The organism is Deltaproteobacteria bacterium, assembly GCA_016874735.1.
GTDB lineage: Bacteria > Bdellovibrionota_B > Oligoflexia > Oligoflexales > CAIYRB01 > CAIYRB01.
On record VGTI01000004.1, the window covers coordinates 133272 to 153456 of the forward strand.

Sequence of the window (20185 nt, forward strand, 5' to 3'; positions counted from 1 at the left end):
GCACTCTTAGCCGCTTGGGCTATCTTTGACGCACCGTCTTTCACCCCGGAAGTGGTGCCTAATGGTGCCGATGAAGACCCCACCTTGAAACGACAGATCCAGCGTCATTTCCTACGCCATTACGTTTACATTCCAACAGACGACATCGTCTCTGTGAACCCAGATCCAATCCCAGCTAATGATACTGCGTCTTTAGTTATGCAAAAAGCCTGTGGCCGAGGTAGACTATTCGTCTGGATACCCTTCAAAATACGTCTACCCTTTGCTGGTGAAAAGGTCTTCGAGTGGTGTTGGAAACCGCAGACAAAGAACTCGTAACAGTTAATAATTTGGCGTCTGTAACATCAGACTCAGTTGAGTGCCGCATTCCACTAAGAGAGCGTTTTGCTAGCTTGAAAGAAAAACTCGGAGACGTTGAAGAACTGCTCGAGCAACTGATCGGTTGGACTCACGACATCGTCGGAACGGCGGAAATCGTGACTGCACACGAGAGGTTTCACTTAGAGAATGGCAAGGTTTTTCATGACGACCCATTCTATGACTCACGTACCACCTATTTCTTCGATCACTTTATTTTCGATCGAAAATTAAACGGACATGGATCCAACTGCGACACTTACTCTGGCTTAACGCCATGTCAACTCTTCCTCTCGCGAGCTCAGCAGGAGTCCCCTGCGCTCCCGATAGAGGTGGCAGAGGCCTTAGATTCTCTGAGTCATTTTAGGCATTCCCTGTACCAAATTCATAAAATATCTGAAAAGCAAATGACTCTAGTTGACTTAATCGATTCAGCACGAATTTCGATTCACGCTAAACCAAGGGAGCATTTCCGTGGAATTGAGAAAAAAACAATCCTTCAAGGATATGTTTTCAATCTTGGCACATTCCACTACTTGAGCTCCGGGATTGTACTCCACCCGCTAAAAGCTAACCGGCTGATTAAAAAGCTAATCAAGCAAAGCCTAAAGGATGGGCATAATCGCAAACAAGTTCTACCCTTACTGGCTAACTTACAATTGCGATACCTGCGTCACAAACACGTGCATCCAAAGCTCATCTACAAAAATCAAGCCCCCTAAATTGAATCATCTAAACAAAGTGCTCCCCCTTGCCGATGAAGCAAGGGACGATTTGGAGCACTATGAGCAATCCGCTGAAAACTTATCTTATCGAGGGATCGCACCTCAGCGATAAGGATTATATTCGCGCGGAACAACTTGCAGCCAAAGAAACCATCACTCTCATGCACGCTGTGGAGCAGCTTCAGTTAATGCCTGAGGCCGCAGTGTTAGACGTTTTCTCACGATTTTATAAAATCCCTAAAACCAAAATCGAAGATATGGAAATTCCACAGCCGATCGTTGCCCTGTTACCGAAAGACCTGGCTCATAAGCATAGAGTTCTGCCTATCGACCGCGCTGGCAACAACATCATCATCGCTACAGGTGACCCAAGAAACCAGAACGCAATAAATGCCATAAGATTTTCTGTCGGTTTTTTTCCAAAACCTGTATTGGCGAGCGAGCTCCGTATCACCGAGGCTCTCACAAAATACTACGGTCGCAAAATTCTGGACATTGAGGCTTTAAACGAAGCGGGCGACGTCCAAACTAGAGCCCAGCAAAAAGTCGAACGCCAAGACATTTCAAATAACGAAAAAGGCGACGGACCCATCATTAAGCTTGTGAATCAAATCCTGATTCAATGCTTAGTTAGACGAGCGTCTGATATTCATATCGAACCGTATGAGTCCTATCTCAGGATTCGGCTACGGATTGACGGTGTTCTCCATGAGATCGCACGACCGCCCATTTCCATGAAAGCTCCGCTAATATCGCGGATAAAAATTATGTCCCATCTAGACATTGCGGAGACTAGGCTTCCCCAAGACGGGGCCATAAACATCACTATCGACGGCAAACCAGTAGACTTTCGGGTAAGCTCTTTGCCGACTGTTTATGGCGAAAAAACCGTTATGCGGATCCTGGATAAATCAAATCTCCAGACTGATATGACGCAACTAGGATTCGACCACGAAGAGCTTCAAAAGTTTAAATCATCCATTCATAACCCATTCGGGATGGTTTTAGTCACTGGGCCTACGGGTTCGGGTAAAACTACGACTCTATACTCAGCGTTAGCTGAACTAAATCAGGAGTCTGATAATATCATGACTGCCGAAGATCCAGTGGAATACAACTTGGAGGGTATCAACCAGGTTCAAATGAAACCAGATATAGGGTTAAATTTTGCCTCCGCACTCCGGTCTTTTCTCAGGCAGGATCCAGACATTATCATGGTGGGAGAGATCCGCGACCTAGAAACTGCCGAAATTTCGATCAAAGCTGCACTTACAGGGCATATGGTCCTATCGACGTTGCATACCAATAGCGCTACAGATACCATTTCACGTTTATTAAATATGGGCGTTGAATCGTTCAATTTAGTGTCGGCATTGACTTGTGTGACAGCTCAACGACTTATGCGAAAAATCTGTGAGAAATGCCGTGTTCCAGATGATAGCGTCAACTCTACGATAATGATCGAACTTGGTATCCACCCTCAGTACGCAGACAAGGTGAAAGCATACAAAGGGGCTGGTTGCCCTAATTGCAATGGCACTGGCAACAAAGGTCGCGTCGCAGTACATGAGGTGCTTAAACTCAATGATCCTGTTCGTGAATCAATCCTTGATAATGCACCTGCGATGAAAATCAAAAAGATTGCTATGGCAAATGGAATGCGAACACTCCGCCAATCCGCATTGAACAAAATGGCCCAGGGTATCGTCGATGTCCATGAGATCATCAAGACAACAACCTCTGACTCCGATGACAATCAACACGCTAAGAAAACGACGCAACAAAAGGGAGCAGCATGAACTACTCACTCCCACAGCTTTTGAAGGCACTTGTGGATCAGGGCGGCAGTGATCTCCACATCACCAGCGAATCTCCACCACGCATGCGCATTCATGGAAATCTACTGCCCGTAGAGTTGCCTCCACTTGACGGCAACGGTACCAAATCTCTCTGCTACAGCGTTCTAACAGAAGAGCAGCGCCGAGAATTTGAAGAAGGAAAAGAATTAGACTTTGCTTTTTCTATAACGAATGTAGCGCGATTTCGCGCAAATATTTTCATGCAACGAAACATGGTGAGCGGAGCATTCAGGGTGATTCCTCAAAGAATCACAACGATGGACCAATTGGGATTAGCTCCAGTGCTTAAAGACCTCTGCACTTTACCTCGTGGACTAGTGCTCGTTACCGGGCCTACAGGATCTGGCAAATCCACCACCCTAGCTTCGATGATAAATCATATTAATGATACGCGACAGGGCCACATACTCACCATCGAAGATCCAGTTGAATTTATTCATCAACATAAGAAATGTACCGTTAATCAACGCGAGATTGGCACGGACACGAAATCGTTTGCGCGTGCTTTGAAGAGTGCCCTTCGGGAAGATCCCGATGTAATTTTAGTGGGTGAATTAAGAGATTTAGAAACTATTAGCCTCGCCCTTACCGCCGCGGAGACCGGTCACTTGGTCATGGCAACTCTGCACACTAATACGGCGATCAGCTCATTAAACAGATTGATCGACGTATTTCCTCCTCACCAACAAGTACAAGTTCGAGCCCAAATTTCTCTGTCTCTCGCCGGAGTCATGTGTCAATCCCTAATACCAAGCACCGCAGGTGGGCGCGTCATGGCCATGGAAATACTCATACCAAACAAAGCGATTAGAAATCTAATCCGCGAAGACAAGTTACATCAGATTTATTCCTCTATGCAAAGCGGGCAGGAGGATTCGGGTATGCAAACCATGAACCGAGCTCTGATGAGCCTCATAGAGAGGCGGTTGATTACCCTCGATCAAGCTCTCGAAACCTCGCCAGAGCCGGAAGAGCTAGAGGAAATGATTACAAAACGCGACCAAAGAGGGCTTGCTGTTCACTCAAAGAGTAAATTGATACCCAAAAAGGGGGCTTAAGGTAAATCGTGGCTGAGTTTAAGTACAAAGCAAAAGACCTCCGTGGGCGGGTGAAGGTGGGTAAAATCCAGGCTGCCACAGCCGTCCAGGCAAAAGCGCAACTAACTAAAATGCGCATGCGCCCAATCACCGTCACGGCCGTAAAACTTGACGGTCCCGAGGACGAGTCTCAAGATTTTTTTTCAAAAATTTTCTTTCGAGACGACAAGGGCAAGCTGCAGATTCAGCTCGGAAGTGGCGCACCATCTGACAAAGAGCTTATTGTTTTCACAAAGCAGTTCTCGACAATGATTTCCAGCGGTGTACCACTCATTCAATCGATTGGTGTCTTAGCGTCCCAACAACCATCCGTGATGTTTGGTCGTGCCCTTGGAAAAATTCGCTACGCAGTCGAAAATGGTGCGACACTGAGTGAAAGTCTCGAGGCATTTCCCTCAATTTTTGATAATTTGTACGTGGCTATGGTACGTGCTGGAGAGGCAAGCGGCAATTTGGATGAGATCCTCTTGAAGCTAACCACCTATATAGAAAAAGCGGCAAAAATACGTGCTCAAGTCAAATCAGCAATGTTTTACCCAATCATGATCGTGACGGTAGCCATTACTGTCATTTCGGTGCTTTTGGTCTTTGTAGTTCCCACCTTTGCTAAGCAATATGAGGATGCCGGCAAGGAGCTACCTTGGTTGACGCAGCAAATTGTCGACCTGTCAGACTTTTTAGTAGCAGATGGGGTGTATCTGCTCATCGGCTTAGGCACTTCAATCTTTCTATTTCGCCGATATATTAAAACTGAGAACGGGCGTAAGTGGCTTGACAACAAACTGCTGAACGCCCCTGGATTTGGTGTGTTATTCCGTAAGCTAGCTGTTGGGCGATTTTGTAATACAATGTCGACTATGCTAACGTCTGGAGTAAATTTGCTCGAGGCCTTGAATATCTGTGCGGCATCTTCCGGCAACAAGGTTATCGAAAAATTCGTCGTTTCAGCGCGTACTGGTGTTGAGCAGGGCCGCAAACTTTCAGAGCCACTGGCAGATGGCGGACTTTTTCCCAAGATGGTTATCTCAATGATTCAGATTGGCGAACAAACTGGAGCATTGGATGACATGCTTCTAAAAGTTAGTGCGTTTTATGAGGAGGAAGTAGATCTAGCTGTGAAGACCCTACTCTCTATGATTGAGCCAGTGATGATAGCTGTCATCGGCGGAATTGTTGGCGTCATCGTGATCGCTATGTACCTGCCAGTATTCGATGCTGCAAGTCTGGTAGGTTAGATAATTATCTGGACTTCTGTAGCATCCAATTATGGCAGCACTCAGCGCAGGAATAGGCGAAACCGCCATCCTGGTAATCCACACTTGCCAAGTCCTTGCTTTGGCATCGGGGACACTCCACATGTGTGTGATTATAGAGGCAAGTAGATCGTCGACACTTCACGCCATCTAGCCCCTCAGGATCAAATGTAGTCGGACCGTGACAGACTGGACATCTTTGATGACTTCTACGCTCCACTTTTGCTTCGCTCCCAGGTACGGATTAGCTGTAAGCTAGTCCCCTGTCGGCAACTAGCACTTACTCGTGAGGACTTGCAATGACATCTACCAACCATAAAATTGATGGAACCAAAGCTGCCTTCATCAATGGCCAATGGCACAATTCGAACCGCACTATTGAATCTCGAAGCCCCGCAAACCTCGATAATATTCTAGGTGTATTTGGAGAGGCCGACAAGACACTGATAGCTGATGCCGCGGCTGCGGCACGCAAGGCCTTTAAGACATGGTCACGCACCCCGGCTCCAGTCCGCGCAGGAGTGATACAGAATTTCGGTCGACTGGTCGAATCCAATAAGGAGGCTCTAGCTAGTATCGTCACACACGAGATTGGTAAACCCTATAAGGAGGCACTCGGGTCTGTCCAAGAGGTCATCGACACGGCTAACTTCTTCGTATCCGAGGGACGACGTTTGTACGGCCAGACTGTCCCGTCAGAGATGCCTAATAAAGAACTTTTTACTTATCGACGTCCGATTGGTGTATTTGGTTGTCTCACTGCGTGCAACTTCCCAGTGGCCGTGCCTGCATGGTATTTTATTCCAGCACTAGTTGCAGGCAATACCTGTGTTTGGAAGCCCAGTGAAGACTCACTTCTGACTAGCTATTGGTTCACTGAACTGTGGGCTAAGGCCGGGCTCCCTTCTGGAGTGTTCAACACGGTATTTGGCGCCGGTGCAACGACCGGAGCAGCCTTTGTTGATCTTATCGAAAGCGGTGCCTTTGATAAAATCGGATTCACAGGTTCCACGACGGTCGGACGGCGCATCGGAGAGGTTTGCGGGAGATCGCTACAAACACCTTGCCTTGAGCTAGGGGGAAAAAATCCCATGATTGTTTGCTCTGACGCGGACCTTGAGCTTGCCGTCAATGGCGCATTGTTCTCCGGCTTTGGTACTGGAGGCCAAAGATGCACATCCCTCGGTAATCTGATCTTGCATGAAAAAATTTATGATCAGTTTGTGACTAAGTTGGTGAGTAAAGTTAGTCAGATTAAAATAGGCGATCCCTTCGACAAGGACATAACGTATGGGCCACTCATTAGTCAGCGATTCCTCGACAATCACCTCGATCATCTATCTACCCTTATTGAAAGCCATCACGAGCTACCTCTTGGAAACGGAGGTCACATCGGTCACGGTGTGACCTGGCAAAACTTCAGCGGCAATGCTGCGCGCGGGGTATATGCAAGACCAAATATTGTGCTCAATGTATCGATGAAGGACAGGATTTACGCGACCGAGACCTTTGGTCCACTTTTTAATGTTCTCAAATTTCGAGAATTTGACGAAGCCATGGCCATGGCAAACAATCACGGTTACGGACTTTCGTCTGCAATTTACACAAACGAACCGCGGACTATCTATCAATTTAAGCAAGATATTACTGCTGGCATGTCGAGCATCAATAATACAACTACGGGTGCGGAAGCTCACTTGCCTTTCGGCGGTAACGGCAAAAGTGGCAACGGTGGACGCCAATCTGGGATTTGGGTAATTGATCAGTTTACTAAGTGGCATGCGGTCAACTGGGATATGTCCGGTCGCCTTCAACTTGCCCAAATGGATACCGCCTACGTGGAACCGGATCTCCAGTTCCGCATAAGTTGACGATTATTTCCTATTGTTTATGGGTTGTTGCAAATCACCCTCAAGGCTTACAAGCATTTTTACCGATACTCTGTGTGTGAGGTAGGAGGTGCTTTTGAGCGCTTGGGGGGGAAGCGCACCATGTACCCATTAATCAGGACATCACTGCTCAGTATTTTGCTGTTCGGCAGCACCTATCTTTACTCTCAGCTTATTGCAAATGGTCGATATCTGTCCGTCTCCAACCATGTGCTTCACGCGTATTCTGAGATTCCAAGTACTGAACTGGTTGGAAAAGCTAGAGACATAATCGCAACCACTCGCCAGAGGGCACTACTTTATGAACGTTTAATCGAAAGCTCGCATTTAATCGATGGTATGGTGGTAAATCGCGGCGCCTCGGGAGAAATGCTAGATCAGTGTGACAGCCTACTATTCTCTTCGATTCGTTACGTAAGTCTCGCGAAATTAAGTTGGCTGGATGAGGCTTCGAAGGCCTGGGCTGCGATTGAAAGTTCCAAGGACCGCGACGCCTGGTTGCGCCATCCAAGATGTTATCGAAGTATTTCACGTGATATGTTGCTTGGCCTGCTCATAGCCATGACCCGCAGCCCTCCGCGATTCGAACAACACCTCAGTCAACTGATGTTCATGATCCATCAGAACAATGGCTTCTTTGGCACCGGCCCGGTGTATGTGAGCTACCTGTCCCCGGGATTAGCCCGACTTATGAGAGGCTTTGCAAAGCGCGATCTGAGGATAGCTCCGAAGATTCCTGACCTTATTGCGGCAGGCTATTCGACCGCTGAGATTGAGGTTTTGCTTAATCCGGCGGGATACACGTCTCACTTGGGGGGGCTAACCGCATGGCTTGAGATGGAGTTAAACGACCAGGGTCTTCACCTTGGAGATTCGCGGCTGAGCTTTCTCGGAGCGGCTGACTCTTTGGTTGCGCCCTTTGGCAAGTTTTCACTAACCGACCAGCGACTTGAATGGATCACTGACCGACTAATGAAGGCAGATCAGCAAAATCTTTTTTTTAGATATTTGCGCTTTAGATCCGTCGGCGGCCTTTCTAATACTGTTAGACTGAAGCTATTGAACGAGCTCATCACTATGAGACAGTTTCCAGCGGACCGTCTCCCAATGGACTGTGATCGGCACTCGGACTATCTTTGGCAGAGAGCCAATAAATCTGCGAATTACGACCCTATTCCATGCCAGATCGAATTTTCAGGTGTCGACTTCTTGTGGATGGCTGCTCTCCTCTTGGAGGGCTTGGATTCTAGCTCCCTTACATCACACTAGAATGCAATAGGGGCGAGATTATCCTGGTGATCTTCTGGCCTAACCACGAACCAAAGGACCATGCGCGTTTTCAGAGATTCGTATGAATTTCGATTAAACAACGGCCCTATTAGAGGTATTTGTGCAAAAATGGGGACATACGCCTTATCCCCACCTTTTCCACGCAGGTCCAAAATACTCGCTATGGTCGGAGTGCCTAATTTACAAATAACTTCGCTCTGAATCTCACTCATATTAACGTCAAGCTCTCTACCAGATCGATCCCGATAACTTAAATCGTATCTGATTCGTACTCGTTCCCGAGACAGCTCGGTTAATCCTACCTTAACCTTTAGACCCAACTGCTTCCATAGGGTTGGGGAACTCGCACGCGTTGCCTTAGATTCAGGAGGCTTCGATGTCAAAACCTGGTGCTCTGAGCCCGTTGAAAGTTCGATCGGTTGATTACCAACAATACGTACGACCGGCTCGGCAATCGTTTCTACTCGACGATCTTTCGCCATTGACTCGAACTTTGATAATAGTTCGATCTCCGATATTCCATGGGGCACCGCAGCGTCCGCATTAATTTTAGTATCAAGGCCTAGCACACGAGCCTCTGCCTCCTGGATCGAAAACATACGTATTTGCAACTGGTAGGGATGATCATTTCTATCTTCAAGACAGCGAAAGATGATCACACCCTCACTTAGGCCCCCCTGGGTCACTGCGTCTACTTCGGTTTCGGCAGAGTGGCGCGACGACGTATCACCGCAATAACTCATGACAGATAACAAATTCTTTCCAAGGGTACTGACCGCGTATCTGGGCCCTAATATTGCGGCAGTTTCTCTCTCCCAGTTAGCCAACGTATCGACATCTAGAGTTACGCTTAAGCGACAATCGGAACGTAATCGACAAAAGGTTTGCGCCCGCCGAAACCAGTCAACTGACTTCGTCTCACCAGAAATGATCCCAGCATCACTCTGACAACGAATCCCCGGTTCTTTACAAAGCCAAGGGGGCATTATCAAATTGCTCTCAGGCACTGCCGCCTTGCCAGCTTCCACAGAATCTGCCGCGATGACCTCGACCAATAACCTCGCGGCGTCTCCTCCCCCCGCCGACTGAACCGTATCTGCCGTTATCATCACGATCCCCGAACGGAGAGCCGTCAAATGCCATCGACCTTGGCCCACGTGAGCAACATCGATGATCCCTCGCCTCGACACGTGTAGACTTGATTCTTGGGGAAACGAGACTGACCGCACTTGACCCGGTAGCATCCTTACACTTCGATGTAACAACTCTGGCGCTGGATCTGCGACTAGGATGTCAGCGAATAGAGAACTGCCGAGGATAAAGACTATAAGAACTTTTGCGACCACTGCTGCGTCCCCTCTTCCAATCGTTGCCGAGAGATAAGGCCATAGCTGATAGTCGTACCCAATTGAAGTGACATGGGCTCGGTGACATAAGATGTCATTCCCGAGCCCAACTCGCTTTTCTACCGAAACTACCTGTAAGCATTTGTTTGGTGCGGTCGAGAGGACTTGAACCTCCACGCCTCGCGGCACCAGTCCCTCAAACTGGCGTGTCTACCAATTTCACCACGACCGCAATCTAAAACCAAAAAACCAGCAATAACAAAAGCTTAAGGATTGGGCGGAGCCTGTGCCGCCGATGGCTGAACCGGAGCCTGCTGTTCGGATTGCTCCTTGAGACGCTCTTTCAACCCGACATCACCGCTCTTGCCCTGCATGACCGTCAGAGTTATCGACGTGATCATGAATATCAAAGCTGCGCCATAAGTTAATTTCCCTAGCAGGGAAGTCGCACCTGTGGCGCCAAACACACCTGAACTACTGCCACCCCCGAATGCCGCACTGACCCCACCCTCGTTGCCACCCTGAACGAGTACAACTAGGATCATGAACAACGCAACAGTCACATGCACAATCTCAATAAGTATCTCTGCCATCGGTCCGTCCGCTCCTTGGGTGATCGGTGAATCTACGACCGAGTGTACGATAAAATGGTGGCGCCTCCCAGAATCGAACTGGGGACACGAGGATTTTCAATCCTCTGCTCTACCGACTGAGCTAAAGCGCCATGCTTCCCCAAAAGGAAGTTAGTATGTATGCGCCTATTTTGTGATAGTCAATGGATAACTAGCAGGCCACCTTTAATTGACCTCTCGTGTGCTAATCCGGAGCCCTGAATGACCACTAAGCCCAAGCGTGAACGCCCCCTCGTAATTGCCGGGCCCTGTGCGGCCGAATCCTTTGAACTGATGGCTGAAGTCGCCGGACACATGAGCCGCTTGAGTATCGAACTGGGGTTCGACTACGTGTTCAAGGCCAGTTTTGATAAGGCTAATCGGACGTCCGCAACTAGCGTCCGCGGCCCCGGGATGGATGCCACTCTCAGATGGTTCGCGGATCTAAAAGCCAAATTTGGGGTAAGAATCCTTACTGATGTCCATGAAACCTACCAAGTGGGTCCAGTCGCTCAGGTCTGTGATTACCTGCAGATTCCGGCTTTCCTATGTCGCCAAACCGATCTCGTAGTAGAGGCTGCCATGAGTGGGCGCGCCGTAAACATCAAGAAGGGTCAATTTATGGCCCCGGCGGCGATGGCCAGTGTTGTCAGTAAAGCACGAAAGGCCGCACAATCCGCCAATTCTGAGGCCGACATTCTCTTAACTGAGCGTGGCTTCACATTTGGGTACGGCAATCTTGTAGTGGACATGCGCGCCCTACCCATCATGGCTGAGACGGAAGCTCCGGTCATTTTGGATATCACTCACAGCACACAGTTGCCTGCCGCTGGTGGCGAAACATCTGGCGCACAGCGTCGATTTGCACCGGTGCTAGCCCGCGCTGCGACTGCAACTGGCTATCTCTCTGGGTATTTTCTTGAAGTCCACACCAATCCCACATTAGCGATTAGTGACAAAGACGCGCAATTGAACCTAAAACAAGCGACGGCGCTACTTAGCCAACTCGTACCCCTGTGGCAAAGTTCAAAGGCCTGGTCCTCGATCGATACGGAATTCAAGTAAGCGTCGACCCTCGAAAACAATGGGAGACACCGGTGAGTTTTACGATAAGCGGACTCAATCACCTAGGTTTAGTTGTCGAGGACATAAAGACCGCCAGGAAGTGGTTCGTCGACAGCCTTGGCATGAGGCTAGTCGAGGACCGAGGCGAACTATTGTTCATCGCTGTTGGTGGCGACATTTTGGCCCTTAAAACTCCTCGGATGGCCGTATCCAAACCAGAACATGGCGGGGAAAAAGACTACCAAACTGACGCTAAGAGCGGCTGGCAATCTCTGGACCACTATGGTTTTTTTGCTCCAAATCCAGCGGCCGTCGATGCATTTGCCAGTTTTGTTGTAGGTCAGGGGGCAACCCTGCTCAAGGGACCGTATGACCGCAGTGATGGTCGCGCGGTTTACTTTCGTGATCCCTGTGGCCTAGTTGGCGAGTACCTCTACTACTCACCGACTAAGTGACGTAGACTATCTGGATAACATCTGCTGCATTGAGCCACCTTCACCGGGGAGACTTATGATGGCTGTGCCATATTTGCGCTGGCTAGGGATAGCCATACTGGTAACCACCCTAAACCCAAAGTATGCCGTGGCCGCATCTAACGTGGAACAGGCGAGGCCCAGTGGTATAGCCAAGATCAAAATGAGCGCATCGCGATCGGAACTACGTCAGCTACGCGATAAGGGCTACGACATAGCAGGATTTAATCTCAAAACGGGGACTGCTGACGTCGTGATAACGACTGACCAGGAGACTCTGTCACTTTTGGCTGAGGGTTTCACAGTTAAATCCGTAGACACAATCGACACCACGCTTGCTCCTGACAGCGATTACAAAACCCCTGAGGAGGTCTACGAAATTCTCAACGATTGGGCACGCAATTACCCTGGACTAGCCCATTTAGAGTCATTGGGTAAATCCCTCAAGGGCACAGAACTTTGGGGGTTGCGCATTAGCAATGATGCTGCCACAAGGGAGGCCAAGCCGGCAGTACTTTTTAATGCAGAGCATCATTCTAGAGAAGTAATGACAGTTGAGGTTGTACTAGATACGGCCGAATATCTACTAACTCGCTACGGCTCCGATCCGCGCGTCACATCATGGGTCGATCGAAACAACATTTGGGTGGTCCCGATGGTCAATCCAGACGGCAGCCACATGGTGTGGACCAGCAACAACATGTGGCGCAAAAACGGACGGGGCAACTACGGGGTCGATATCAATCGCAATTATCCATACATGTGGTCGGGCTGTGGTGGGTCTAGCTCGATGCCATGGGCTCAAGATTTTCATGGGGCATCCGCAGCATCTGAACCCGAAACTCAGATCATGATGAAACTAGTAGAGCGCATAAAACCAGTTTTTAACATTTCCTACCATTCTTACAGCGAAATAGTGATCTACCCCTATGGATGCGACGGTCGCCACGCTGAAGACCGTGATCTTGTAGAATCCATCGGCAAACAGCTGGCCGACACTATCCCGAGCGAGTTGGGACAAGGGACCTACACCCCGGGTACAGCTTGGGAACTTCTCTACGATGTCGATGGCAGTGACATTGACTGGATGTACCATGACCACCATGTGCTCGCGTACTGTATCGAGGTGACTAGCGATCAGTCAGGCTTTCAGCCCCCCTTCAGTCAACGCCAATCGACCGTTGAGTCTGTGAGGCCAGCTTGGCAAAAACTACTCGATAGGCTTGATCAAAGTGGTATCCATGGCACAATTCGTGATAATCGCGGGCGTCCGCTCGCTAATGTCAGCATTTCCATCCATTCATTAGACAACCTCAAAGCTACACCAGGAACCTGGAACACGGATGCGCAGGGGAGGTTTCACGCCATCCTAGCCCCTGGCAATTACAACGTACGATTCTCAGCCGGCCCTTTGACCGGCGATCGCACGGTTCGTGTGGCTGATAAGGTGGTGACCTCGGACTTTGAAATCTAAAAGGTTCGCCTAGCTTTAAGGGCTGTCTGCATATCCTCGAAAATGGCAGCCTGCCCCCACCACAACTTCTGTGACGCTAGTGCTTGCTCAATCAGCATCGCCTGGCCATCTTGAGCCCTAAGACCCGCCAGCGTGCAAAATTGCAGCAACTTCGACCTACTTCCATAAACCAAGTCACAGTAGGCACCGCGAAAGCCCCTCAAAGCCGGCACCAGATAGCCCAAGTCGTCTCCACGGTGTGGCGCGCTAGTGGCTTGAATGAGTAGTGCCTCCGGCGCGCGCGCCAATACCCCGACCAGCGCTGCCGCACTGAGGTCACTAAACTGCAATAAGCTCTTATCTGGCCATAGTAACTGCAAATGCTCCCTGGGTTCTTTGCTGCGTGCCAGGATCGACACTCGCGGTAATTTTGTCAGTTTTCCGTCACCATATCGGGCGGCCAAGTATCCCAATATAGCCGTCACCGCACCTCCATCGCCGAGAAAGACTAAGTCCTGAAACTCTTCTACTTGTGCATTCATCCGCCTTAGACCACGCACAAATCCGGGGCCGTCCGTTGATGCCGCGTTCCACCACTCGACGCCCCGATACAATGTATTAACCGAACTCAATAAATTACCGGGAACTAGCGATGCCACTAGTGCTTTATGTGGGGTGGTCACATTAAAGCCAACTGCTCCCATGTCCCATGCTACATGTAAAAAATTTCTCACTTGTGGCGCTGGCATTGGTAAGGGCAAATATACAATATTGAGACCAAGCCGCGCAGCTGCGAGGTTATGGATCTCGGGCGACATCGTGTAGCTGATTTGCTCACCGAGTAGGCCCATCAGTTGAGTCCGACCGTTTATCCATTGAGTCAACTTAGACCCCCTCAGTGGGCAAGAGACAATTTGTGACGACGCGACAAATGATTGATAAAGGCACGCAGCGGTAATCGCAGCTTCGGAGCCATCGGTGAGAAGTTAGCCCTCACTAGGTAACTACCCGAACGATCTCGCAGTAATCGGCAGCTGCCCACTGTGATTTGGTAGGGATCAATGACTGACGCGAAATCTGGGACCTTTGCGAAGCTCATGGTCAATCTCTCACCCTTTGAGAACGAACTGTTAGAGATAAAAATAACATGAGCCAGATCTATATCAACTACGTGTACATCAACTTCGCCTCTGCTCTCAGCGGACTCCGGAGCAGACTCTCTATGTAGCTGCACCCCCAAGAATAGTTTGGTCGCAGCGGGCCCCTTGATAATATAAGACAGACGAGACCCGGCAAGGGCCGACCATACGCCCAGGCAGACAAATAGAACGATTATCATGATAATCCAATAATTGTCCGCCAATGATACAGTCGTATAAAGTGAATTTAAGAAACTTTTAATCATAAGGCCATTTCGCCATAAATTCATAAGGCGGACCGGTAGTAGCAAGGTTACTGAATTGATTCAAGTCTCAGATATAAAATCCTATGGGAAAACACCTGCAGCTGGAGCCGCATTAACCATCGGTAACTTCGACGGTTGCCACCTGGGCCATCAGAGACTGATAGCCGAAGTCATCGAATATACTAACAAATATTCATTAACCCCAATGGCGATCACTTTTGATCCGAGGCCTGATGCCTATTTTAGGAGCCTAAAAGACGAGGCTCTGCTCTTCACACCCAACCAGAAGACCAGGTGCCTAGGTGAACTAGGGGTGGAGATTCAGATCGTACAATGCTTCGATGCAGCGTTCAGCAGCGTTACTCATGAAGAATTTTTAAACGAATATTTAATCGAATCACTTAGCGCCAAAGCAATCGTGGTTGGAGATGATTTTAAGTTTGGTCGGAGCAGGCTTGGTAACCTCGACTTTCTCCGGACAAAAAGTTTGGAGCACGGCATAAAGCTCAGCATTGGACAAGCGTGCGACTTTCAAAACTCTCGTATAAGCAGCAGCCGCATTAGACAGGCAATCGCCAACGATGGAGACATGGCTAACGCCGCTTTGATGCTCGGACGCCCCTATCTTCTAGAGGGCACTATTGAAAAAGGTGACCAACTCGGGCGAAAACTTGGTTTCCCGACAGCAAACTTAGGGGGCTGTAAGCAAATTCTACCTAAATTTGGGGTATACCTAGGGTTTGTTTGGTTAGAGAACACCTCAAATGCAGCGCAGATGGCACCTGTCACGCGGATGCCAGCCAATTTGAGTCCTGCAGTCATCAATATTGGGGTGAGACCCTCAGTCTCAAGTCAAACTTCTATCGTGCGCATTGAGGCTCACATACTTACGGGGAATTTCGCCCCTGATTCACTCTACAAGCTGAGAGCTGGATACTACATCACTCACAGGTTGCGCGATGAGAGGCGCTTTAATGCGATAGCGGATTTACAAAACCAAATCAGAGCCGACATTCAACAGGCTAAGCATTTGCTGAATAGTTAAAGCCTGCAAAAACCCTGTTCCAAAGTATTATCCTTGAGGACTTCTGGGTCATGATTCTTGGAAACTGGGTAAAAAGCACCTCCCGCGGCATCGACATTTAGGGCCCACACCTCGGTGTCACCGGCTTTCAGACTACAGTTTGCGTCAAGCTTGGTGGTGGAGCGCGTCACATAAACCATTCGATAAACGCTAGAGGAGGCCAGTCCATTCAGGGCGAAATCAACAATTTGGTCGTCAATGCGACTCACTCGGCCATCCAAACCCTGTCGATTCGAACATAGGTCTGAGGCAGCAAATGAGTAGGCTTCCACTACATTGTGGGAGGACTCAGTGGCAGTCCCGAGATTCATGCGAGGGTTAAACATGGCATATGGCTGGCTTGAATCTAACTTCATCCAGCTGAAAGTTGTGCCAAATTGATCAGATGTATCACCAGCGCAGCGATAGAATACACCCGACAAAACTAAAGCGTCAGAACCATCGCTACTCAGTGCGACCGACCGTACGTCAAAGCCTGGTGGCGGATTTGTTGCCCCAGATACATAACTAAAGCGTTCGAGGACTTTGGCCTCATCGACACTTACAAAGATAGGAGCCGACTTAAGCGGCGCAAAAGTTGCTGGGTTAGTCGGAGCACCTGTGCCCCTCTGCGGAGCCTGTGCGGACGGCTCGACGATCTGCTCCACAATCACAGCACTTGTAGCTCGCACTGCAGGTCTGGATTCAATTGCTAGCCGAATACCTTGCAACCATTTAGTGCCAGTAGAGGTAGCAATATCGGCAAAAGTCACAAACGGGAACTTTTTAAGGTCTGAGGTACCGGAAACATCGGGTGACGCTGAGGCGGTAACTAAGATGTAGGGCTTAGCTGCGCCAGCCTCCGTAGGCATCCAAAAAAACTGGTCAATGTGATCGCTACCAGTCGGCAAATCCACGTTATTGGTTAATTCAACCTCACTGCCACCTCCAATTTGAGCAACCTTCACCACGGTAGAACCGGAGGTAGCCTCGGTACTGAGCCAAGCAACCATCTTACTGTCCGGACTGAAGGAGATTTGAGACTCAACCGCATCGTTTGACGTCATTTTGACTGCCCCGCTACCTCCAGCGAATGCCTGTAGATACACATCGACCTGGTTATCTTTCAGAGACGCTAATAAAACCCACTGGCCGTCCGGAGATATGAGGGCCTCACGTTCGTAGCCAATATCTTCGGTTGTAACGCGGCTACTGCTTCCCGGCACCGCACCAGCTCCCCAAGCCAGTTTGTAGGCTTTTAGAACAGGAATGCCGTCTGCGGAACCTACTCCGGAAATATAGACAATACGCTGGCCATCATCACTTATTGTGGGGTCCACATCTGAAAAACGTAGACCTGTCGGTATCAAGGTCCGCCCGGTGCGGATAATCTCCGCACTCGCTGATGGGCCGCCCTTGGGTTTTTCGCAGCTTATGAGAACACCGACTGAAGCCGCCAATAGCACTGCCGACGCAATCATCGCCGATCCGATTATTCTCATATTTTTAAGTCCTTATATAGCGAAACCCTTTTCTCTGGGTTTTTCCAACCAACTAACGTATTTTCGACCGCGATTGGCAATTCTTTTTACTACGGGATCGTATTCGATTTCGTCAGACCGGTAAATGCTCCATGCCCCAATCCCATCTGCCGAAAAAAACAATTGCAGCTATAGACATTGGTACCAATTCAGCCCACATGGTCATTGCTGAGATTGATCATGTCGGCGAAATGCGCATTTTAGACAATGATAAGGTAAACTTACGGCTTGGCAAGGCAATTGAGGCTGACGGTAATTTATCCGAAGATGGAATCCAACGCACAGTTGAGACTCTTGCCCACATGCAGGAGATCATCCGCCCGTTTCACGCCACGGTCCGAGCCGTAGCCACACACGCAACGCGCGAGGCCAGAAACCACCGACGGCTTCTGCGCGAGGTAGAGCGAACCTCTGGTATCAAAATAGAGATCATTGACGGCATTGAAGAAGCCCGGCTCGTTTTTTTAGGAATGCGCTACGGACTGGCGCTTAATAACATACCTTGCCTTGGCGTCGACGTTGGGGGCGGTTCTACGGAAATGATTGTGGCTAAAGACGACGAAATCCGATTCGTCTCCTCGATCAAACTCGGGGCCGTGACCTTAACCGATCGTTTCTTTAAACACTCCTACGGCGTCTCTGCATTTGAGGCTCTGAAGGACCATGTGCACAGTCGCCTTGCTCCACTGGAGCAGGAAATGTCTGGATTATCGTTTGAACGCACATTGGCTTCATCAGGTACAGCAAAAGCTATCGCCTTTTTGCATGCGAAGCTGTTCGGTAACGTATCGATGTCAGATCCTAATGGCTACATACTGCCCAGGGATGACCTATTTAAACTAGGGACGCTGTTTGCCTCGCTCATGACACCGGACAAAATTCGCGAGGCAACAGGCCTAGACCAATCCCGTGCAGAAATCATCCTGGCTGGGACAGTAATTCTTGAAGAACTAACACGCCTTCTCGACGTAAAGGAGTGGATGATTACCTCGTTTGGCCTCAGGGAGGGGCTAGTAGCAGACACTTTCTACCGAGCCACGGATGCGCCAGCTGGTGAATTACCTGACATTCAGTGGCACAGCGTGCAACAGTTCGCCAGACGGTTAGGACTTAATCAGGTTCATGCAGCGAAGGTCAAGCTACTCGCATTAAGACTTTATCATCAGTTGGCGCCGCTTTGCCTCAAAGTCTCATCTGCAGACACCTCTGATGCTGATGTGAAGGCTCTAAAAGCTGCGGCATACCTAAGGGAGGCGGGTAAGTTCATAAGTAACCCGCAGTACCACAGGCACTCGCAGTATCTGATATCAAACTCACGGTTACCTGGGTTTACCGAATCGGAGAGGCAGCTAACGGGTCTTATCGCACGCTTCCAGCGAAAGGGCTTGCCTAGCGCTGATCATCCTGATTGTGCTGAATTGACGGCAAACGACCTCAAAAGACTTCGTTTTTTATCCGGTATCTTACGCCTAGCTGCCGCCCTTGATCGCACTAGACAGGGTCGGGTTGAGGACGTTGAAGTCGACGTCTCTGGCCAGGTTGTAAAGCTTTCTCTAATACACAGTCGGGAACGCTCACCCGACGTCGAACTCCTAAAAGCTCGCCTGGAACAAAGTGCGCTGGAGAAATCCTGGGATTTGGAACTTGGGTTCCATACGCGGCCAGCAATCACCGTGGAGTCTAGGTAGCCTTGTCAGGTAAATACCCTAAGCATGGAGCATTTCGCGATTATCTAGATGCTATGAAGGTTGCCCTTAGCACCACCGGTGCACCTTCAACCAAGGGACAGTGGGTCGTAGTCTATGGGTCCTCGGACGCACTACTAGGTGAGGCCGTCGCAAAACTGCAAGCGACTGCCGTCGAGGCAGGAGCTGTTGTGGCCTCCTGTGAAGCAAATCAACTCAACGAGTCATCACTGACCTCCATGCTCCAACAGGGAAGCCTGTTCGACCCCCGCATTCTTTACCTGATAAGAAGGTGCGAGGCGGCAAAAAATCTACATAAGCCACTAACCTTCATTGCATCTAAGGATCAGGGTCCAAACTCACTTTGCTTCGTGTATCAAGGTGAAAATCTGCCAGTGTCGGTAAAGGCCTCGCTTTTGCATCGTAAGGCTACACTAGTCCCCTGCTACCTACCGTGGCCCAATGAGTTACCTCAGGTCCTGAGTCATTTTGCAGACGGCCTCAAACTGAAACTCACCGCCGATGGAGTGCAGGCACTTTTAGCCTCAAATGGCGACGATTTAGCGACTAACCTCAATGAGCTTAGACGGTTGAAGTGTTTATTTGGCAACGAAGCCAAAGCCCTGACTGCGACAGATTTAATTGCTCACTTAGATGGACTGCGAGTTGACGAAGCGAACCAACTGGAGCGACTGCTGCTGGCAAGGCAATGGGCCAAGGCTCAGGCCTTAAGCTCCCAGCTTTTGCTGAGAGGCGAAAGAGCATTACAAATACTCGCCATCGTTGCCAGTCATATAAGAGTCACTTTGAAATTGCTGGACGCCCACGCGCAAGGGGTTAAAAGTCCCGCCGGTCTCGCTCAAGAGGCGCAGGTCTCGACCTATGTAGTGAAAAACTACCTGCCCCTAGTGCAACGAGTCCGTAGTGCGGGAACTTATCGTACCGCACTGAAGCTGTGCCATCATGCCGATGTGTCCCTGAAAAGCCGCCGCTGTAATGAAGATCTCATTCTAGCAGGGATTATCGACGCCTTAGCGATGACGTAATATAATAGACTGCTCCCTGCTGAAATA

17 protein-coding genes and 2 tRNA genes are annotated in these 20185 nt (G+C 49.4%); 12 read left to right on the forward strand and 7 right to left on the reverse strand.

Annotated elements, in window-relative coordinates:
- The first annotated feature begins 290 nt into the window (after positions 1-290).
- The 6 genes from FJ146_04495 (at position 291) to FJ146_04520 (ending at position 8449) form a co-directional block, all read left to right on the forward strand.
- Entirely contained in the window at positions 291-1079 is a 789-nt protein-coding gene (locus FJ146_04495; GenBank protein ID MBM4251206.1) for a hypothetical protein, read from the forward strand.
- A gap of 29 nt (positions 1080-1108) precedes the next feature.
- The gene (gene pilB / locus FJ146_04500; protein ID MBM4251207.1) at positions 1109-2881 is read left to right on the forward strand and encodes a type IV-A pilus assembly ATPase PilB; all 1773 of its coding nucleotides are present in this window, start codon (positions 1109-1111) and stop codon (positions 2879-2881) included.
- Positions 2878-3999 carry a type IV pilus twitching motility protein PilT gene (locus FJ146_04505; GenBank protein ID MBM4251208.1) on the forward strand — a complete coding sequence of 374 codons (1122 nt, stop codon included), beginning with the start codon at positions 2878-2880 and terminating at the stop codon, positions 3997-3999. The genes pilB and FJ146_04505 overlap by 4 nt, the downstream gene beginning before the upstream one ends.
- A gap of 8 nt (positions 4000-4007) precedes the next feature.
- Positions 4008-5273 carry a type II secretion system F family protein gene (locus FJ146_04510; GenBank protein ID MBM4251209.1) on the forward strand — a complete coding sequence of 422 codons (1266 nt, stop codon included), beginning with the start codon at positions 4008-4010 and terminating at the stop codon, positions 5271-5273.
- Positions 5274-5590: 317 nt separating this feature from the next.
- Positions 5591-7162: an aldehyde dehydrogenase family protein gene (locus FJ146_04515; protein ID MBM4251210.1), complete on the forward strand. Its 1572-nt coding sequence runs from the start codon at positions 5591-5593 to the stop codon at positions 7160-7162.
- Positions 7163-7282: 120 nt separating this feature from the next.
- On the forward strand, positions 7283-8449 hold the full coding sequence (locus tag FJ146_04520) for a hypothetical protein (protein ID MBM4251211.1): 1167 nt from the start codon (positions 7283-7285) through the stop codon (positions 8447-8449).
- Here FJ146_04520 and FJ146_04525 read toward each other — a convergent pair.
- The 4 genes from FJ146_04525 to FJ146_04540 all read right to left on the reverse strand — a co-directional run bounded on the left by FJ146_04525 (position 8446) and on the right by FJ146_04540 (position 10540).
- Positions 8446-9816, reverse strand: a complete 1371-nt coding sequence (locus FJ146_04525) for a hypothetical protein (GenBank protein MBM4251212.1) — start codon at positions 9814-9816, stop codon at positions 8446-8448. The two genes, FJ146_04520 and FJ146_04525, sit on opposite strands and share 4 nt — an antisense overlap.
- Positions 9817-9963: 147 nt before the next feature.
- Positions 9964-10048, reverse strand: a tRNA-Leu gene (locus FJ146_04530).
- 34 nt (positions 10049-10082) lie between these two features.
- Complete coding sequence (gene secG, locus FJ146_04535) at positions 10083-10409, reverse strand: preprotein translocase subunit SecG (protein ID MBM4251213.1); 327 nt, start codon at positions 10407-10409, stop codon at positions 10083-10085.
- Between the two features lie 55 nt (positions 10410-10464).
- Positions 10465-10540 (reverse strand) — tRNA-Phe (locus FJ146_04540).
- Between the two features lie 109 nt (positions 10541-10649).
- On the opposite strand from FJ146_04540, the gene FJ146_04545 reads away from it, so the two are divergent.
- The 3 genes from FJ146_04545 to FJ146_04555 are packed head-to-tail and all read left to right on the forward strand — an operon-like array spanning position 10650 to position 13439.
- Positions 10650-11492 carry a 3-deoxy-8-phosphooctulonate synthase gene (locus FJ146_04545; GenBank protein MBM4251214.1) on the forward strand — a complete coding sequence of 281 codons (843 nt, stop codon included), beginning with the start codon at positions 10650-10652 and terminating at the stop codon, positions 11490-11492.
- Entirely contained in the window at positions 11444-11947 is a 504-nt protein-coding gene (locus tag FJ146_04550; protein MBM4251215.1) for a VOC family protein, read from the forward strand. The genes FJ146_04545 and FJ146_04550 overlap by 49 nt, the downstream gene beginning before the upstream one ends.
- 55 nt (positions 11948-12002) lie before the next feature.
- On the forward strand, positions 12003-13439 hold the full coding sequence (locus tag FJ146_04555; GenBank protein MBM4251216.1) for a hypothetical protein: 1437 nt from the start codon (positions 12003-12005) through the stop codon (positions 13437-13439).
- On the opposite strand, the gene FJ146_04560 is transcribed toward FJ146_04555, so the two are convergent.
- Positions 13436-14302 carry a hypothetical protein gene (locus FJ146_04560; GenBank protein MBM4251217.1) on the reverse strand — a complete coding sequence of 289 codons (867 nt, stop codon included), beginning with the start codon at positions 14300-14302 and terminating at the stop codon, positions 13436-13438. The genes FJ146_04555 and FJ146_04560 overlap by 4 nt on opposite strands.
- 11 nt (positions 14303-14313) lie before the next feature.
- Positions 14314-14517: a hypothetical protein gene (locus FJ146_04565; GenBank protein MBM4251218.1), complete on the reverse strand. Its 204-nt coding sequence runs from the start codon at positions 14515-14517 to the stop codon at positions 14314-14316.
- A gap of 301 nt (positions 14518-14818) precedes the next feature.
- Here FJ146_04565 and ribF point away from each other — a divergent pair, with 301 nt between their 5' ends.
- A complete protein-coding gene (ribF, locus tag FJ146_04570) occupies positions 14819-15868 on the forward strand; it encodes a riboflavin biosynthesis protein RibF (protein ID MBM4251219.1) in 1050 nt (349 codons plus the stop codon).
- Here the strand turns inward: ribF and FJ146_04575 are convergent.
- A complete protein-coding gene (locus tag FJ146_04575) occupies positions 15865-17388 on the reverse strand; it encodes a hypothetical protein (protein MBM4251220.1) in 1524 nt (507 codons plus the stop codon). The two genes, ribF and FJ146_04575, sit on opposite strands and share 4 nt — an antisense overlap.
- 131 nt (positions 17389-17519) lie before the next feature.
- Between FJ146_04575 and FJ146_04580 the strand changes: the two genes are divergently transcribed.
- Complete coding sequence (locus FJ146_04580) at positions 17520-19115, forward strand: Ppx/GppA family phosphatase (GenBank protein MBM4251221.1); 1596 nt, start codon at positions 17520-17522, stop codon at positions 19113-19115.
- Positions 19116-19117: 2 nt separating this feature from the next.
- Entirely contained in the window at positions 19118-20158 is a 1041-nt protein-coding gene (locus FJ146_04585) for a hypothetical protein (GenBank protein ID MBM4251222.1), read from the forward strand.
- The last annotated feature ends 27 nt before the right edge of the window (positions 20159-20185 follow it).

Bases quoted from the DNA above. Each gene is read 5' to 3' on its own strand.
- FJ146_04505 (MBM4251208.1), top strand. From the start codon at position 2,878: ATGAACTACTCACTCCCACAGCTTTTGAAGGCACTTGTGGATCAGGGC.
- FJ146_04515 (MBM4251210.1), top strand. From the start codon at position 5,591: ATGACATCTACCAACCATAAAATTGATGGAACCAAAGCTGCCTTCATC.
- FJ146_04520 (MBM4251211.1), top strand. From the start codon at position 7,283: ATGTACCCATTAATCAGGACATCACTGCTCAGTATTTTGCTGTTCGGC.
- secG (MBM4251213.1), bottom strand. From the start codon at position 10,409: ATGGCAGAGATACTTATTGAGATTGTGCATGTGACTGTTGCGTTGTTC.
- FJ146_04545 (MBM4251214.1), top strand. From the start codon at position 10,650: ATGACCACTAAGCCCAAGCGTGAACGCCCCCTCGTAATTGCCGGGCCC.
- FJ146_04555 (MBM4251216.1), top strand. From the start codon at position 12,003: ATGATGGCTGTGCCATATTTGCGCTGGCTAGGGATAGCCATACTGGTA.
- FJ146_04565 (MBM4251218.1), bottom strand. From the start codon at position 14,517: ATGAGCTTCGCAAAGGTCCCAGATTTCGCGTCAGTCATTGATCCCTAC.
- FJ146_04575 (MBM4251220.1), bottom strand. From the start codon at position 17,388: ATGAGAATAATCGGATCGGCGATGATTGCGTCGGCAGTGCTATTGGCG.
- FJ146_04580 (MBM4251221.1), top strand. From the start codon at position 17,520: ATGCCCCAATCCCATCTGCCGAAAAAAACAATTGCAGCTATAGACATT.